The 16565-nt window shown below is 41.2% G+C and carries 16 protein-coding genes and 1 pseudogene; 5 read left to right on the top strand and 12 right to left on the bottom strand.

Annotated elements, in window-relative coordinates:
- Positions 1 to 16: 16 nt before the first annotated feature.
- From CQ839_RS16610 to CQ839_RS16555, 12 genes are all read right to left on the bottom strand, one after another.
- A complete protein-coding gene (locus tag CQ839_RS16610; protein WP_103669413.1) occupies positions 17 to 547 on the bottom strand; it encodes a CPBP family intramembrane glutamic endopeptidase in 531 nt (176 codons plus the stop codon).
- Between the two features lie 130 nt (positions 548 to 677).
- Entirely contained in the window at positions 678 to 1232 is a 555-nt protein-coding gene (locus CQ839_RS16605; protein WP_146048754.1) for a hypothetical protein, read from the bottom strand.
- A 55-nt stretch (positions 1233 to 1287) separates the two neighbouring features.
- Positions 1288 to 1776 carry a hypothetical protein gene (locus CQ839_RS16600; RefSeq protein ID WP_103669411.1) on the bottom strand — a complete coding sequence of 163 codons (489 nt, stop codon included), beginning with the start codon at positions 1774 to 1776 and terminating at the stop codon, positions 1288 to 1290.
- A 337-nt stretch (positions 1777 to 2113) separates the two neighbouring features.
- The gene (locus tag CQ839_RS16595) at positions 2114 to 2923 is read right to left on the bottom strand and encodes a CPBP family intramembrane glutamic endopeptidase (RefSeq protein ID WP_103669410.1); all 810 of its coding nucleotides are present in this window, start codon (positions 2921 to 2923) and stop codon (positions 2114 to 2116) included.
- Positions 2920 to 3771, bottom strand: coding sequence for a CPBP family intramembrane glutamic endopeptidase (locus CQ839_RS16590; protein WP_103669409.1), 852 nt, complete (start codon positions 3769 to 3771; stop codon positions 2920 to 2922). Before CQ839_RS16590 ends, CQ839_RS16595 begins: the two co-directional genes overlap by 4 nt.
- A gap of 28 nt (positions 3772 to 3799) precedes the next feature.
- Positions 3800 to 4918: an Acg family FMN-binding oxidoreductase gene (locus tag CQ839_RS16585; RefSeq protein ID WP_103669408.1), complete on the bottom strand. Its 1119-nt coding sequence runs from the start codon at positions 4916 to 4918 to the stop codon at positions 3800 to 3802.
- A gap of 239 nt (positions 4919 to 5157) precedes the next feature.
- Positions 5158 to 6168, bottom strand: coding sequence for a hypothetical protein (locus tag CQ839_RS16580; RefSeq protein WP_103669407.1), 1011 nt, complete (start codon positions 6166 to 6168; stop codon positions 5158 to 5160).
- Positions 6169 to 6350: 182 nt separating this feature from the next.
- Complete coding sequence (locus CQ839_RS16575) at positions 6351 to 7205, bottom strand: potassium channel family protein (RefSeq protein ID WP_103669406.1); 855 nt, start codon at positions 7203 to 7205, stop codon at positions 6351 to 6353.
- Positions 7202 to 7537 carry a chaperone modulator CbpM gene (locus CQ839_RS16570; protein WP_103669405.1) on the bottom strand — a complete coding sequence of 112 codons (336 nt, stop codon included), beginning with the start codon at positions 7535 to 7537 and terminating at the stop codon, positions 7202 to 7204. Before CQ839_RS16570 ends, CQ839_RS16575 begins: the two co-directional genes overlap by 4 nt.
- The gene (locus CQ839_RS16565) at positions 7534 to 8457 is read right to left on the bottom strand and encodes a DnaJ C-terminal domain-containing protein (protein WP_103669404.1); all 924 of its coding nucleotides are present in this window, start codon (positions 8455 to 8457) and stop codon (positions 7534 to 7536) included. The genes CQ839_RS16570 and CQ839_RS16565 overlap by 4 nt, the downstream gene beginning before the upstream one ends.
- Positions 8444 to 11131: a magnesium-translocating P-type ATPase gene (mgtA, locus tag CQ839_RS16560; protein ID WP_103669403.1), complete on the bottom strand. Its 2688-nt coding sequence runs from the start codon at positions 11129 to 11131 to the stop codon at positions 8444 to 8446. Before mgtA ends, CQ839_RS16565 begins: the two co-directional genes overlap by 14 nt.
- Before the next feature lie 33 nt (positions 11132 to 11164).
- Positions 11165 to 11575, bottom strand: coding sequence for a hypothetical protein (locus CQ839_RS16555; RefSeq protein ID WP_103669402.1), 411 nt, complete (start codon positions 11573 to 11575; stop codon positions 11165 to 11167).
- 578 nt (positions 11576 to 12153) lie between these two features.
- On the opposite strand from CQ839_RS16555, the gene CQ839_RS16550 reads away from it, so the two are divergent.
- The 5 genes and pseudogenes from CQ839_RS16550 to CQ839_RS16530 form a co-directional block, all read left to right on the top strand.
- Complete coding sequence (locus CQ839_RS16550) at positions 12154 to 12954, top strand: PRC-barrel domain-containing protein (RefSeq protein WP_103669401.1); 801 nt, start codon at positions 12154 to 12156, stop codon at positions 12952 to 12954.
- Positions 12955 to 12974: 20 nt separating this feature from the next.
- The gene (locus CQ839_RS16545; RefSeq protein ID WP_103669400.1) at positions 12975 to 14003 is read left to right on the top strand and encodes a class I fructose-bisphosphate aldolase; all 1029 of its coding nucleotides are present in this window, start codon (positions 12975 to 12977) and stop codon (positions 14001 to 14003) included.
- Between the two features lie 111 nt (positions 14004 to 14114).
- Entirely contained in the window at positions 14115 to 14792 is a 678-nt protein-coding gene (locus CQ839_RS16540) for a hypothetical protein (RefSeq protein WP_103669399.1), read from the top strand.
- Between the two features lie 141 nt (positions 14793 to 14933).
- Positions 14934 to 15983 carry an NAD(P)-dependent alcohol dehydrogenase gene (locus tag CQ839_RS16535; protein ID WP_103669398.1) on the top strand — a complete coding sequence of 350 codons (1050 nt, stop codon included), beginning with the start codon at positions 14934 to 14936 and terminating at the stop codon, positions 15981 to 15983.
- A 154-nt stretch (positions 15984 to 16137) separates the two neighbouring features.
- Positions 16138 to 16479: pseudogene (locus tag CQ839_RS16530) on the top strand (alcohol dehydrogenase catalytic domain-containing protein); the annotation flags it as partial.
- Positions 16480 to 16565: the final 86 nt, after the last annotated feature.

Below are 16565 nucleotides of genomic sequence, written 5' to 3'. Positions count from 1 at the left end.
CTGGCGTTTGATGCGCTTAGCTATAGGGAATAATATGCCATATTGCCCAAATAAAACCGATGATGATACTAGCTTTAAAAGCCCCATGCTGGTTTTGCAAAGGCTCGGTAACATAACCGCTCCAACCCACTTCTTCGCCGATCGCACCAATAAAATATACAAAGAAAAAGATGATAACAGATAGAAATGGTGTTGGCGGTTCGGGTAGTATCGCTCCTGTTATCTTCAAGTACAGATAAGAAAGTGCTGCTATGGTGGGCATGAGAAGAAGAACTGGTATATACCATTTTTTGTCTTTGATTTTTTGAAAGTCGAAAGATAGTTTTAAAAGTTCTTTAACTCCCTGAATATTTTGTTCTTTATAAACAAGAATTGCTGCCGCTAATAAAGGACAAAAAGCCATTAATGCGCTTATTGGCAGCTTTATAGGCAGTACTTCAGTTAAATCTCTAGTCATAGCAGCCAATATCCAGAATGGAATTGACAGTAACAAAACCAACAAAAAGAATTTTATAGGTGAGTGTTTTTTAAATATACTGTTATCCATTATTTTTATTCTTTTTCATATTCATGAAATGTGAAATATTAAATAGGAGATACTGTATCCCTTGCTGATCAAGACTCCCAAAATCTAGGCAGACTAAACCATCGTCGTTAATTGGGTGTACTGAAAATAACTATCTTAGTGATAGCCATTGAGAGATGCTAGGTAAGCAATATAAAGGTTTACTAGTACAGTAAGAACGAGATATTTTTTGATCGTATAAATTGATTGCATCAGGATTAATGGGAGCAATATATTTTAAATTAGCCCTCACATAGCATTCTCCTAAGTCATAAAAAATCAGAGGTTTGACGGGATAAGCTAACTCCTCTCTTGTGCCGATTACCCGCAACCAAGGGGAGCCACTACTGTCTAAAACGATGGCATCATCGGCTGAGGTATGGGGATTGGGGACTCGACCCATCGCAGTTTTGTTAAAAACAGCCGTAAGAATAGCACCTCTCTGAATGCGCGATCTTATCTCTCCATTCGGGGTGTACCGACAATTTACAGTACCTCCATTCGCTTCTGATTCTACAGACTGAATAATTAACCACTTTTGAACAGCATAAAAGCCACGGTTTCCTTGTAGAAATATGCTGCTAAAGTCTCCGCTAAGATCAGGTTTTGGCACATCGGCAGATTGCGCGATCGCCTTATCTTCAAAATTAAGTACAGAGAAAATCATTGCTACCAACAAAATTGGCAGTTTATATATATTTAGTTTTATGAATCTCTTTTTTTTATTCATGGGCATTGGAGCGGCTCCTATATTGTAGATAGACAAAATCAACAATCATCAGAAATGTAGGAGCAGCAAGCCATAACCAAAAACCAAGTAATAATTTAGTTAATAGAATTTGACTATCAGGACTACTGCCATTTGGCAAAGCAAACCAATATGCGGATATTGTTCCTAGAAAACCAACAATAATTGCGGTAATAGTAAAAGCTATAGAGAGCTGATATTTCTTCTTTACAAAAAATACACAGGAAAGCCAATAAAGTGGATTTGCTAACCAGCCGATCGCGGGTATTTGCAGAAATAACAATCCGAGTACTCCCCAAGCTGTCACTTCTATTCCCTTCATATCAATGATGATTCCTGAGTGTACTGTCTTGTAATTGACGATCTCAAAGGCAAGCGCTGGGAAAACTAGTCCCATCATATAGAGCCATAAAGATATTCCTAATAGAAATAAGCGGCGATCGAAGAAAGGTACTTTTTTCATGGAGTATTGCCTCAATTAGATTATAAAGTTCTTTAAAGATGAACATTTATGGAGAGATTCGATAGTGGTTATTCTGTTGCAATTCGGAGCTGTCAGCAGTTTGTCATTGTTTGACTAATACCAATTCACGAAAGTGTTGTCACACTTTCGTGAATTAAAAACCAAACCCAATGAGGGTTTTCAAAACTAAAAATGGCATAGCCATTTTTAGTTTTGGTATAAGTTAATATCTTCCGCTCATACCAAATCTTTAAGCGTGACAGGCGATCGTATGACTTCCTGAATGAGTTGATTGAATTGATTGATTACGATACAAAACATGACGCTTGATGCTAAATCAGGTGTATCTATATCGATTCAATGTATTTGATCCCCATAGAAAGACAACAATAACAGCAGTAATTGCCATTATTGAATAGTGAACTTCTGGATAATCAACCAACGGATTATGTATTCCATCTCTTGGGAACAAAGGTCTTCCTACATTCAACAAAGTATGAAATAGGATGCAAGCAAATAAACTTTCTCCTGTGTTGTTATAAATCCAAACAATCAGAACTCTGACAGCAACAGTACCGAGAGTTGCCCAAGCTATCCAAGTTAGTTTGTGTCCCTGTTGAATTATTGACGGGTAATGCCATACTGCCCAAGGTATACCGATAAGAATACTTGCTGATAAAGCGCCAAACCGTTCTTGCATAGGAGCGATCGCATAACCCATATAGCCAATTTCTTCTGCCACGGCTCCGATAAAAAATAGACAAAAAAGAAAAGGGATAGAAAGAAAAGGAACATCAAAATTAGTCGTAAGCGGTAATCCGATGAGGTGAATTACTATGTATATCAATAAATACATTAAAAATGGCAGCAAAGCGATCGGCAAGTACCATATCTTTTTTGTAATTCTTGAAAAGTCTAAAACCCTCTTAAACAGATTGCTAATACCAATATATCCTTCTTCTTTGTAAGTGAGAATGCTAGCCGCTATCAATGGTGTAAATGCAGCTAATATATCTGTTATGGGAATATCTAATGGTAGTCCTTTAACGTCAATTCTTGTCTCAATTATCCATAAAGGGATCGAAAGCCCATAAACAAGTAGAAAGAATTTTAAGGGTGAGCGATTTTCTAGTTTGCTGTTATTCATGATTTTTTGTCAAATAAATTTCTTTTTCTGGTTTTGAAATCATTGTTTAACACAAGGGGATTCTTACGGCTATACGCGATTCCTAAAATGATAGACACTATTAGTTCGATGGAAAAAACTGCAAATACTTTCCAATTCAAATCTAGCTGTAAGGTTCCATTATTTCCGACATATAGAGCTAATCCAATACATCCATTAAACCAAGCATGGCTTAAGATACAAAGCAATAAGTTGTTTGTGTATTTATAGAGAGTTGTAAAACTAGCAGTTAAAATTATTCCTGAAAACAAATATAATCCAAAGGGAAATGAACTTTGGACTGTCCCTTTGATCATCCATAGCGGTAAATGCCATATACTCCAAATAGTTCCTACTATAAGGATAGAGGGCAAGTAATTAATTGCTTTTTCTAATTGAGGTTGTAAAATTCCCCGCCAACCTAATTCTTCTAATCCACCTAAAAGAATGAGCAGTGGTAAGTTAATAATTATCGAGAGAATTGAGATAGGCTTATTGATACCAAAAGCAAGCCAAATCATCAATAAACGCCAAATTGTAAATAATCCAAATATCAGCCATACTTTTCCGTCTATTTTTTTACCAAAGACAAACTTAACAAAAGATGCTTCGCTAAAATCTTCCTTGAACTGTCGATAAATAATGTAGGAACTAATGACTGCTCCCCAACTGCCGATCGCGTAAGGTATCCAAAATAAAGGCTCACCATACCAAAGAGCGTTAAAATATCTGTTCCCAATGATAATAATCAGCCAAGAGAGCCAACTTATCGAAAAAGTATAAAGTAGAAAAAATCCAATTTGGTTTAGCGATCGCTTTTCTCGTTTCATATTTTTACCTTTTAGGGTATTGCTCCACTCACGTTGATCGTATAAACCAATCAACGGGGCGGCGTAGTGAAACTGGCTGCGGATAATCCTTCAAATAACCCACTCGCAAAATAAATTGAATATTCTCGCTAATGCCGATCGCTTGATTTAGCTCTTGTCGCGTTGATGATTCTTCTAGTATCTGAGTCATTGGGTGAATGGCAATATTCTTTTCTCGTACTTTTAAAAAAATTCTTTCCATTCTGCGCCCAGTCTCCAGCAATGTCGCGACAGAATTATCCTTACTGGTAATTAGAATCCAACCTGCCGATTCTGATACTTGCTGCTTAACCTTATTCAGACCCACCTCTCGGAAATCCTTATTCATCACGCTATCTTTGTTATAAAAATTGCGTACTATCCAACCAGAAAAACCTTCAATTTCCATGCTTGCTGTGGTCAGTCCATCACGATATTTCTCAGCATCCTTAGTGGAAAATCTAATCCAGTCGGATAACTCCTGCTGTGCGGGATCTCGGTATGTTTGTATACGATTGGCGACTATGGTTCCTTCGTTGATAAATTGACCTTCTTTGCTAACAGCAGGCAGATAGTGCATAAATTCTGATTCTAAATTCATAAGATATTGGAGATCTTCTGTTTTTAGCTCATCATTTAAGAAATTAGAACGCACGGTTCGGCGCTCTTTGATTTTGGAGATATCAAATGGATTTTTTGATTCTATTTTATTTAGTTTTACGGACACTACTTGCTCGTCCTGATTTGTCTTAGCAAGCAAATTCCAGTGGCAAATATAGCCAAAAGAGCTAGCAGCATATTCTAGATTTTGAATGAACGCTCCAATTGATAAAATCGTTTCTCGCTGAGTTGGGTCAACGGCAGGTAGCCACTTACTTTTATCGTTGCCAATAATCCAGTTATAGGGTTTGAGGTATTGGACAAACCACGGCTGAGCATTGTGAGCGCTGGATGCGAGGGATGCGAGATGCAAAATCTCAGCTTCGTCTGGTTTTAGGGTTACATTGCTAGAATCTATCAATTTAATATCCTTCCTTAAAAGATTGCTTTTATCGCTTAGTAAGTAACCTGTTGCCACGGTGGTAATGATTGAGCCTCCAACAATGCCAATGAATTTTGTTCTATTCATACAAAGTAACGCATCTATTAGGCAAATTAGGCTTCCATCATTAATCTGACAGGTACTTGTTTTATTTGCTGTATGAATTGATTAATTACGATACAAATTGCAATTAATGTTGTTTCTCTTTATAGCTAAGTTATGGCGATCGCACCAACAATCTATCTTCTAAAGGCGATCGCTTTTACCTTAAGTCGTAATTTCTAGGCGATCAATTCTTGCGTATATTTCTAGTTGATTGTTTCACTTCATTCAATATTTTGTTGCGCTGATAAATACTGATCTAACCAGTTGAGATCTAATGTCAACCTTATATTTCGTCTAACATTTCCTATAATTCCAGACAGAGTTATAAAAGATAAATTTCTCCTTTTTAGGTTAGCCACTCTAAGATTATCTGTCCACACTTCTTTCAATATTTGGGCTACAACTTCAGGTAACTCAAAATAGAGGTTGTTATTCATTAATTCAATTATGACCATCCCATTCTCATCAACCCATATAGGGATCACATATTCATCTCTATCGAGATTATTAATAGGGCGTTCAGAAAAAATGTGAACAGGATATTCACCGTTAAGCAAACCAAAATATGAACTTCCGATATAGCGAACTTCATCTAACAATTCTCTTATTAACTCAGCCTCATTTCTAAATATTTCTTGTAAATTTCCTCTGTGTTGGTCTGGATTCTCTAACACCAACCTCAATCCTCTTCTAATATCTAATTGCCTAAGTTCTCTGGCAGTCGTCCCTTCTAATTGGCTTAGTAAATTTTTAATATTATCAAAAAGGTAATTATGGTGGTACTGAATCAAATAAATTTGATGAGCTACTGCATAACGTTGAGCATTTTCTGTAAAGCCAGAAAGTGAAAATATTGAATAAACATAGTTATATCTTTTTAGTTTCAATGTCTGCTCACGATCGGAGAAGTAGTTTTCATTAAGATCTTTTACTACGCCAACAGCATTACGAATTACTCCAATACCCACCTTCCCATTAGAGTTAGGTGTTGGTAAATACGCTTTAGCCTCCAACGCGAGTCTAATAGGATACAAAAATGCAGGTGTATGATCATAAGCAACTAGAGCGTCTATTTGATGCCATTCCCCTCGACCCTGTGTCTCTAAACCTGATGATCCATCTCGAATTGAAGTATCTTCTCCAGATTTTAGGATTCGATAACCTGCTTTACTAAGTAGGATTAAGATAATCTCTTCTAGTACAAGCCCTCTAAGCTGTTGTTTTGAAAGCAAGATACAGTCTCCTAAATTACGCAATTGAGATTTAATTTAGACATTCAGCGTAAAATATAGCAGATCTGACCCTGAATCAAACACGATCGCTTCAACCATCTATCTCGTGAAGCCGATCGCTATTACTGTAAGTCGTAAGTTCTAGGCGATCGTTGAATAGCTAATACGATATCCATCGCAAATTAATGATCTAAATCGCGTTTAGCTAAAGCTTGAATTTCAGTGCGTAGGGCAGCAATTTCTACTTGCAATGCTTGAATGGATTTTGTACCCGCAAGTTCTGCTTCATCACTTTCCGCATCTTGACCGACAAAAAATGTTGCTAATATCGCTGTCGCATATCCACACAAGGCGATCGCATATACCGCTAATAAAAAACACAGCACCCGTCCTTCCTCAGTTTTAGGGAAATAATCCGAGCCGATTGTGGTCATCACCATCGCTGTCCACCATAGCGCCGTACCGTAATCCGCAATACCAACTGCCCCATCGGTCAGTCTGTGCTCAAATGTATAGATTCCCGCCGCACCAGCTAAAGCGACGATCACCGTTAGGGCGAACACATAGCCAATTCCTCGACGTTCCATACTAGTCCCAAGCAAGCGCATTCCCCTATTCGTTCTAGTCATGATCCCCAACAACTGCAACCCTCTCACAGCATGAACTGATTGCAAAGAGCGAAGGATTGGCACGATCTTTAAAGTTCGTAACGCAGGAATGATTAAAGAGAAAGCGATTAGCCAATTGTGATTAAGATAAAAAAGTTTGTGTGGCGCAAGCAAGAATTTTAGACAAAAATCTAAAATGAAAATGATCCAAATGGTAACGCCAATCGTCTCTAAAAGCGGATTCAAACCCCAAACTAGCTCAACTATCAGCAGTCCTAACCAAGCAAAACTCAACACTAGCATCGGCATCTCTAGCCAACCTTCCCACTGTTGCAATACTTCGTAACGTTCTCGATCTATAGCTAGATCGGGAGTTGATTCGGGCGGTGTTTTTGGTGCTGATTTTGGCAATTGGTTGGGATATCTCATAGTTGGTTGGCTGGGTGGGTCTGATGCGCTTTTAGCCTTGCGCGTAGTTGCGCGAGTTCCTGAGCCATATCTAGCACGATCGCAGCTCCAACTAGATTTAGCCCCAAGTCCCGACGCAGGCGTTGAATTTGAGCAATTCGAGAAATTTCGCGCGAATGGAGCATTGTTCCGTTTGGCTCGATTACACCTAACTCGACATAAACCTGTACAACTGTAATTGAAGTCTCTGTTAAGGATGCGGCATATTCAAAGGTGTAAAGTTGTTCACCTTCGAGGGAAACTACCATCGTTGAGAGACTTGATGAATGGCTTGTTGAAAGAACTTCGTTCATAACTTAATCTCCTCTAAGTGAATGCGTGGGTCAAAGCTGGTGTTGGCTTGGATTTTTTCGTAACATTCTTGCTCGATCGCATTCAGATCTTGTGGCGTAACGATCTGAAGTTTGGCAAATAAATCACCGCGTCCGCCTTTGGGCAATGTCCAACCTTTGCCACGCAACCTTAGGGATTGTCCCGTTTGTAATCCTTTCGGGACTTTCATGGTCACGCTGCCATCGGGTGTCGGCACATTGATTTCCGCACCTAAAACTGCTTCATCGGGACGAATTGGGACATTACACACAAAGCGATCGCCTTCAAAGTGAAAGAAGGAATGCGGTAACAATTCAATCGTGAGATACAAATCGCCACGCTGTTGAGAGAAGGGACTAGGGCGACCTTTGCCCTTGAGTCTAATTCGGCTTCCTGTTGTTGCCCCTGCGGGAATGCGAACATTGATCGTATCATTATCAAGTTGTAAGCGCTTCTGAACACCATGAAATGCTTCGGAAAAGGTGAGGACGATCGCAGCTTCGGTATCTGGTGCAGGTGCTTGAGAGCGAAATCCGTCACTGGAGGTTCGACGTTGCGATCGCCCTAGAAGATCGTTAATAAACGAATCAAAGTCTCCATACTGATCGAAGCCATTCCCAGTATTAGTTTCACTTGGTGGTGGCGCTTCAGTGTAATTAGGTTGGTTCCAATGCTGTCCAAAGCGATCGTACTTCTCACGCTTCTCTGGATCGGAGAGTACTTCATTCGCTTCATTTAGATCTTTAAACTTTGCCTCTGCTTCTTCATCCCCAGGATTGAGGTCTGGATGATGCTTACGGGCAATCTTCCGATATGCTCGCTTGATTTCTTCAGGAGTGGCGGTTTTGCTCACTCCCAAGACGCTGTAATAGTCTTTAAAGTCAGTTTTAACTGTAGCCATATTTTTTGATAAACCAAGTCTTTACAAACTGAGTCAGGATGCAATAGGAAGTGAGGATGAAAGCTAGCCAGACAAAGTAAACGGCTGGTAATGGAACAAACCCTAAACTTGAGGCGATCGGTGAAAAGGGTAAATATAAGCCGATGCCCATGATCGTAGCGGTAATCATCAGCATTGGCAAAGAAGCTCGACTCTGGAAGAAGGGAATCTTAGAAGTGCGAATGACATGAACGATCAGCGTTTGCGTCATCAGACTTTCCACAAACCAACCTGTTTGAAAAAGAGCTTGATTGTCTCTAGTTGTTGCCCCAAATACAAACCACATCAAGGCATAGGTCGCATAGTCAAAAACAGAACTGATCGGTCCAATAAAGATCATAAAGCGCTGAATATTATCAATTTTCCATTGCGGAGGCTTGGCTAAATCTTCGCGATCGACATCATCAAAGGGAATTCCCGTTTGCGAAAAATCGTAGAGAAGATTATTGATTAATATCTGGACTGGTTGCATCGGTAAAAAGGGGAGTAATGCACTCGCGCCCAATACACTAAACATATTGCCAAAATTAGAGCTAGTCCCCATCCTGATATATTTGATGATATTGGCAAAGGTTCTGCGACCTTCCATTACGCCAGATTCGAGAATTAACAAATTCTTTTCCAATAAAATGATATCGGCGGCTTCTTTGGCAATATCTACGGCAGTATCCACGGAGATCCCCACATCAGCTTCTCGCAGAGCCGCCGCATCATTGATACCATCGCCCATATACCCCACAACAAGCCCTTTTTTGCGTAGAACTTGAATAACTTTGGCTTTTTGAGTGGGAGAAAATTTTGCAAAAATAGTAGTGGTTGCGGCGACTTCGGCAAGTTTATCGTCCGACAAAGCTTCAATATCACTACCTAATAGAACATTTTGGACGGGCAATCCGACATCTTTACAGATTTTCTGAGTAATGATTTCATTATCGCCAGTTAAGATTTTGACATCAACACCAGAGCGCTTGAGAGCTTTAATCGCTTCCGCAGCAGAATCTTTGGGTGGATCGAGAAAGGCAATATTTCCCAGTAGAATCAGATCACTCTCATCGTTAATTGCATAATGGGCTTGATCGGTTGGCATCACTTTATAGGCTACAGCAATTACTCTTAATCCATCAGAGTTGAGAGATTTTTGTAAATCAGCAACTTTAGTGCGAGCGGCATCATCCATTACCTCAACGCGATCGTGGACTTTAAGTTGAGTGCAAACCTTGAGAACTTCCTCTACAGCACCTTTGCAAATCAGCACATGTTGTTTTCCCATTTCTTCGATGACAACGGACATCCGCCGACGTACAAAATCAAAGGGAATTTCATCAAACTTCTGATAGTTTTTCTCAATTTCTAAGGATTCAAGTTCTTGATCATGTTCAAGAACGGCGATATCTAATAAATTCTTTAAACCAGTCTGATAGAAACTATTGAGATAGGCGTATTTAAGAACATCGGTACTTTCTTGTCCGTAGGGATCTAAGTGTCTCTGCAAAACGATTTTGTCTTGGGTCAAAGTCCCCGTTTTGTCTGTACAGAGAATATTCATTGAGCCAAAGTCTTGAATCGCATCAATGTTTTTGACAATCACCTTTTTGTCAGACATCGCGATCGCACCTTTCGCTAAATTGGCGGTGACAATCACAGGCAGCATTTCTGGGGCAAGCCCCACAGCTACCGATAAACCAAAAGTAAACGCCTCGACCCAGTTCTTTTTAAATATGCCATTAATCAAAAAAACTAAGGGAGCCATGACCAACATAAAGCGCAACAGCAGCATGGTTACACCATTGACACCTTTATTAAAACTTGTGCGGGGCTTGCTACCACTGACAGTTTTTGCTAATGAGGCAAGGTAAGTATGTCCGCCAGTTTCTACGACCACCGCTGTTCCTGAGCCACTGACTACCGCCGTACCCATAAAACAGAGGTTGGCTAGCTCTAGGGGATTTTTCTCATTGCGATCGCTTAGGTCTACATGCTTTTCGGCAGGGAGAGACTCCCCCGTGAGAGTTGACTGACTCAGAAATAGATCCTTCGCCTCAATCAGTCTGATATCCGCAGGAATCATATCTCCTGCGGATAGAAAAATAATATCTCCAGGCACTAGCAGCTTTACTTCAATTTCTGCGCCTTTGGTTATGGCTTTGACATCTTTAGATGGGGATGCAGTCTCTCTTTTATCATTTTGACTATCATTCTTGCGATTAACAGTTGCCTTGGCACTCACCATTTCCCGTAATTTTTCGGCAGCTTTATTCGATTTGAACTCTTGCGAGAACCGCAATAATCCACCAAAAAGTACCATTATAAAAATGATCAAAGCGGCGGTTGTACTTCCAGTAAACAACGAAACGATCGCTAAAACAATCAGTAAAAGCGAGAGAGGATTAGTCACTGTTTTCAACAGTTGTACATACCACGCAATCTTCTTCTCACGAGCAATTTCATTTAGTCCATATTTATCTAACCTCTGCTTAGCTTCAGGTTCGCTCAGTCCCTCTAACTCAGTTTCAAATAAGTGGAGAACTTCATCCACATTGCTCTGGGCAATGCTGATGAGTGACGCGGATGAATCCTTAAAGGTGCTAGGCTTTTGGCTTTTAGATGAACTTGTAGTCTGATTTAAAGTCTGCATAAAATTTTTCAATTTTTCAGTGTCGCTAAATCGTCAAGATTTGGCAAAGTTCTCTCTTGTTTTTGCTGCAATCTGATGATCTGTCATCTTGTCAACCGTCTCGATACCAACGATGCGACTATCGAGATTGTTCTCTTTAAGCCGTTCTTTGAGTTCGTCTTTTGCCGTACTTGGACCAAATATCAGAATAGATTCAGCGCTACCAATAGAGTCAATAACCTTGTCATAGTAGACATTTAAACTTCCTGTGAAAGTTCTCTGGAGGATATCATCAGCAGGGACTTGAACTGGTTCGTATGTACCTTTAAGAGGTGAGTCACCAGAACGCCGAGGCTGTTTTTCAACTTCTGATTCTATCTCTTTTATCTCTTCCCCTTTCTCGGTAATAGATACGACAACAGCTTTTCTATGGTCAATCCACAGCCCTACTTTATTCTTACTCATCGACTATCTCCTTTACTGAATCGCATTACATATCGATTAACATCGCATTGTGTTGTTTGAGATCCTGTACGTTCAACGTATAAGTTAAATGGATAGTCTGAAATTCTCACAAATCTTTACAAAGACTTGTGTTGAGGGGAGAGGGAATGGAGATGCAGTAAAACCATTGCTGTTAGAAAGATGATTAATTGCGTTGCCACAATCTTATTCACGTAAAGATTTAATACAGCTCACACTAATCATACAATTCATGCGATCGCATATACATGATTTCAAGCATCCTCATAACAGAATGGTATCAAGTAGAAAAATGTTTGATTTCGTCTAAACATTTTTAATTGGAATTCAAAAAAGATGACTTAAGAAACCATTTAAGAATTACTTTCTGCGGTCAAAAGCTCTAAGAGATCCCCCTCAATCCCCCTTAAAAAGGGGGAAGAATTTAATTCTCCCCCCTTTTTAAGGGGGGCTGGGGGGGATCTAGACAATTCTTAAATGGTTTCTAATATTGCTTGCCTATTTAACGACTAAATCTCTATTCAAAAAAAATTACAATACTTAGCGATTAGGAATCGAAGATGTTAAATAAAGCCAAAACACTTAATGGGTATAGTTTAAATAGCCTTGATGGTGAAATCGGGAAAGTCAAAGAATTCTACTTCGACGATCAGTATTGGACAATTCGCTATTTAGTCGCTGACACAGGAAACTGGCTTACGGGGCGGCAGGTACTGCTCTCTCCCTATGCGCTGGTTGCAGTGATTAAGGAACAACATGACATCACGATCAATTTGACTAAAAAGCAAATTGAAAGTAGTCCTTCCTTGAGTAGTCACAAACCTGTTTCCAAGCAATTTGAAATGTCCTACTTTGGGTATTATGGATACCCGATGTATTGGAGTGGTTCATATATGTGGGGAGCCTATCCATACATTCAGCATAACCCCGAACTATCGACGGAAATAAATCGAGAAGAGAAATCGTGGGACTCCCACTTGCGTAGCACCGATGCGGTGAATGGCTATCACATCCAAGCCACAGATGGCGAGATTGGTCATATTGAGGACTTTATTATTGACGATGAGACATGGACGATTCGTTATCTGATCATCAATACAGCCAACTGGTGGTCAGGGAAAAAGCTCCTACTTTCACCGCAATGGATCGATCGCGTTAGTTGGGATGAGTCAAAAGTATTTGTGAATCATTCTCGCGAAACTATCAAGCGATCGCCAGAATATACAGACGAGTCTCTACTAACTCTGGATTATGAGACTAAATTGCATCTTCATTACAACCGACAAGGATACTGGGTAGAGGACTTAATTGCCAACGAGCCTCCCCACACAATTGGAATCGGTGTTACACAGGAAGCTTAAATGATGGAAACCAACCCGAAATGAATGTTCAAGATTTGATGGAAACTGCAAAGTCGCTTGTTGCTAACAATAAGGGTCTATTGGCAATGGATGAGAGCAATCCCACCTGTAACAGACGATTCGCAAAGTTAAGCATTCCCCAGACCGAAGAATCTCGACGGGCTTATCGAGAGTTAATTATCACCACGCCCAGTCTTAGTGAGTACATTAGTGGCGTGATTCTTTACGATGAAACGATCCGACAACACAAGAAAGATGGCACTTCTTTTATTAAGGTGCTCTCCGATGCAGGAATAATTACGGGAATTAAAGTTGACATCGGTGCTAAGGATATGGCAGGTCATCCTAGAGAAAAGATTACCGAAGGTCTGGATGGCTTGCGCGATCGCCTCAAGGAATATTTTCAAATGGGTGCGCGTTTTGCCAAGTGGCGTGCGGTGATTACTATTGCTGATGGCATTCCCAGTCGGGGTTGTATCGAAGCCAATGCCCAATCGCTGGCTCGCTATGCGGCGTTGTGCCAAGAAACTGGACTGGTTCCGATTGTCGAGCCAGAAGTGCTGATGGATGGAGTCCATAGTCTGTCACAGTGCAGCGAGATTACAGAGGAAGTCCTGCGAACTGTCTTCAACCAACTCTACACACAGAGGGTAATGTTAGAGGGCATGATCCTGAAGCCCAATATGGTGCTTTCGGGATTGACCTGTTCTCAACAGGAATCGGTGGACGAGGTGGCTGATGCTACGGTGAACTGTCTATCACGGGTAGTCCCTGCTGCTGTTCCGACTATTGCGTTCTTGTCAGGTGGACAATCTGCTGAACTAGCCTCGGCTCGATTGAATGCGATGAATTTTAGATTCAAATCGCGATCGCCTTGGGCATTGGCATTTTCCTTCGCCCGTGCTATCCAGCAACCAGCTTTGGAGATTTGGCAAGGTAAAGAGGCGAATGTATCAAAGGCGCAGCAGGCTCTGTTACATCGAACTAAGTGTAACTGGGCAGCATGTCAGGGCGTATACAATGCTGCGATGGAAGGAGTGGGAACATGAAAAAAAGCATATTTCTCCCTTGAAGCCAAGCTAGCGGCGTAGAAACAAAAATTGTGACAGCTTAATCTCAACTAAAAATTAACCCCAAGGATAAAGTCAATGGAAATATCAATGTCCAAGGTTCATCAAACCACTTACAAAGGGATCTTTCAGCATCCGATCGCCCATAATTTGCAATGGCATGACGTGCGGTCAATGCTTGAGGCAATAGCTGAAGTAACTGAAGAGCATAACGGCAATCTCAAATATACAAGGCATGGCGAAGTGCTAGTCCTCCATCCTCCCAAGCATAAAGATCTATCCGATACTAGAGAATTGATGCAGATTCGGCATTTTCTGGAACGTTCCAGTGTGCCTGAATTGGCAGATCCAACTGAGGATGGAAACCATTTGCTAGTTGTAATTAATCACCGTGAGGCTCGGATCTATAAAACAGAAGTGCGAGATTCAGTGCCTGAGGATATCATCCCTTACGACCCAGATGGAACGCACCGTCATCTCCACAATCTGCATGACAATGCTAAGGGGCAACCTGAACTTAAGTCTTTCTATGATGCGATCGCCGCAACCTTAAAAGGTGCGGAACAGATTTTGATCTTTGGTAGCTCAACTGGAGCCAGCAGTGCTATGGATTATCTAGTAGATGAACTCACGGAAAATCATCCCAATATTGCTAATCGCATAGTTGGGGCGATCGTGGTCAACGAACAACATCTCACTGAAGAGCAACTATTAGCTCAGGCACGGGCATTTTATGAAGCAAATGAAGCCAACAATTCACCTAAGTAAGTGGGCTTAATTCAATATAAAACCCAAGAAACCTGTGGCGCACGCGCAGCGTGCGCCACAGGTTATGGCTCTAGCTTTATATTCAATTGTGCCTAGCTACTCAAGTAAGTTTATCTAAACAAATAATCAGGAGAAAAACCGATGAAAACGAATGCCTACGCTGCCCAAAATGCCACAACTCCCCTTGCACCCTTTAGCTTTGAACGCCGAGAACTTGGCAAGCATGATGTGCAGATCGAAATTCTATATTGCGGCGTGTGTCACTCCGATTTGCACACCGTCCGCAGCGAATGGAGCAGTACTACCTACCCTTGCGTCCCCGGTCACGAAATCGTCGGGCGGGTCAAGAACGTTGGTGCGAAGGTCAATAAATTTAAAGAAGGCGATACGGTTGGGGTGGGTTGTATGGTGGATGCCTGTCTTACCTGTGCTAACTGTAAGGAAAACCTAGAGCAGTTCTGCGAAAACGGTACGATTTGGACTTACAACTCTCCCGACAAACACAATGGTGGAATAACCTACGGTGGATACTCCGAAAGCATTGTCGTGGATAAAGATTTTGTGCTAAAAATTCCGAAGAATTTGGATCTTGCGACAACTGCTCCATTGCTGTGCGCTGGGATTACGACTTATTCGCCCTTACGCTATCACAATGTAACCAAAGGACAGAAGGTAGGCGTTGTCGGACTCGGTGGGCTAGGACATGTTGGGGTGAAATTGGCTAAAGCCCTTGGTGCTAATGTCGTCGTCTTCACTACCTCCCCGAACAAAGTTGAAGATGCGCTGCGGCTCGGAGCAGATGAAGTCGTCAACTCTAAAAATGAAGACGAGATGCAGAAACACCTAAATAGTTTCCACTTCATTCTTGACACTGTTTCCGCAAAACATGATATCAACGCTTACCTCCTGCTGTTGAGACGGGACGGCAACCTCACTCAAGTCGGAGTACCACCCGATCCGCTTTTGCTTTCGGTGGGTAGCCTAATTTTCGGTCGGCGTAGTATGAGCGGCTCTCTAATTGGCGGCATTAAAGAAACGCAAGAGATGCTGGATTTTTGCGGTAAGCACAATGTTACTGCCGATATCGAACTTATTCCCATCCAAAATATCAATGAAGCCTACGATCGCCTCGTGAAAAGCGACGTGAAATACCGCTTCGTCATTGATATGGCTTCGTTAAAACAAGATTGATAAACCTTTACGACTGATAACGAAATGAGTTGTGAGAGGCGCACCCTGCGGGTGCGCCTCTCACAACTCATTTCGGATTGCTATAGTTCAGTTTGAAGCTTTAGTGAAAGCGTTTAAGTGAGTTTATCCACACAAATAATCAGGTGAAAAAACGATGAAAACGAATGCCTACGCTGCCCAAAACGTCACTATTCCCCTTGCCCCCTTTATCTTTGAACGCCGAGAACTTGGCAAGCATGATGTACAGATCGAAATTCTATATTGCGGCGTATGTCATTCCGATTTGCACACCGTCCGCAGCGAATGGAACAGTACTACCTACCCCTGCGTCCCTGGTCACGAAATCGTCGGGCGGGTTACCAACGTTGGTGCGAAAGTCAATACATTTAAAGAAGGAGATACGGTTGGGGTGGGTTGTTTGGTCGATTCTTGCCTTACCTGTGCTAACTGTAAGGAAAACCTAGAGCAGTTTTGCGAGAACGGTACGATTTGGACTTAGGAATGAAAAATAAATAACTTATGCATTTCAGTTATTTTGAGGAATGGCTCTATAATTCCATTTAGGAAGATATTCATCAAAAA

Source organism: Pseudanabaena sp. BC1403, from assembly GCF_002914585.1.
Lineage (GTDB): Bacteria > Cyanobacteriota > Cyanobacteriia > Pseudanabaenales > Pseudanabaenaceae > Pseudanabaena.
The sequence above is the reverse complement of the archived record's forward strand: the minus strand, read 5'-3'. Positions and strand labels throughout refer to the sequence as shown.

What these genes read in the sequence shown, in the direction of transcription:
- CQ839_RS16585 (WP_103669408.1), bottom strand. Translation starts at nt 4,918, where the DNA reads ATGAATAGAACAAAATTCATTGGCATTGTTGGAGGCTCAATCATTACC.
- CQ839_RS16600 (WP_103669411.1), bottom strand. Translation starts at nt 1,776, where the DNA reads ATGAAAAAAGTACCTTTCTTCGATCGCCGCTTATTTCTATTAGGAATA.
- CQ839_RS16610 (WP_103669413.1), bottom strand. Translation starts at nt 547, where the DNA reads ATGGATAACAGTATATTTAAAAAACACTCACCTATAAAATTCTTTTTG.
- CQ839_RS16590 (WP_103669409.1), bottom strand. Translation starts at nt 3,771, where the DNA reads ATGAAACGAGAAAAGCGATCGCTAAACCAAATTGGATTTTTTCTACTT.
- CQ839_RS16570 (WP_103669405.1), bottom strand. Translation starts at nt 7,537, where the DNA reads ATGAACGAAGTTCTTTCAACAAGCCATTCATCAAGTCTCTCAACGATG.
- CQ839_RS16575 (WP_103669406.1), bottom strand. Translation starts at nt 7,205, where the DNA reads ATGAGATATCCCAACCAATTGCCAAAATCAGCACCAAAAACACCGCCC.
- CQ839_RS16565 (WP_103669404.1), bottom strand. Translation starts at nt 8,457, where the DNA reads ATGGCTACAGTTAAAACTGACTTTAAAGACTATTACAGCGTCTTGGGA.
- CQ839_RS16535 (WP_103669398.1), top strand. Translation starts at nt 14,934, where the DNA reads ATGAAAACGAATGCCTACGCTGCCCAAAATGCCACAACTCCCCTTGCA.
- CQ839_RS16540 (WP_103669399.1), top strand. Translation starts at nt 14,115, where the DNA reads ATGTCCAAGGTTCATCAAACCACTTACAAAGGGATCTTTCAGCATCCG.
- mgtA (WP_103669403.1), bottom strand. Translation starts at nt 11,131, where the DNA reads ATGCAGACTTTAAATCAGACTACAAGTTCATCTAAAAGCCAAAAGCCT.
- CQ839_RS16595 (WP_103669410.1), bottom strand. Translation starts at nt 2,923, where the DNA reads ATGAATAACAGCAAACTAGAAAATCGCTCACCCTTAAAATTCTTTCTA.
- CQ839_RS16605 (WP_146048754.1), bottom strand. Translation starts at nt 1,232, where the DNA reads ATGATTTTCTCTGTACTTAATTTTGAAGATAAGGCGATCGCGCAATCT.
- CQ839_RS16555 (WP_103669402.1), bottom strand. Translation starts at nt 11,575, where the DNA reads ATGAGTAAGAATAAAGTAGGGCTGTGGATTGACCATAGAAAAGCTGTT.
- CQ839_RS16545 (WP_103669400.1), top strand. Translation starts at nt 12,975, where the DNA reads ATGAATGTTCAAGATTTGATGGAAACTGCAAAGTCGCTTGTTGCTAAC.
- CQ839_RS16550 (WP_103669401.1), top strand. Translation starts at nt 12,154, where the DNA reads ATGTTAAATAAAGCCAAAACACTTAATGGGTATAGTTTAAATAGCCTT.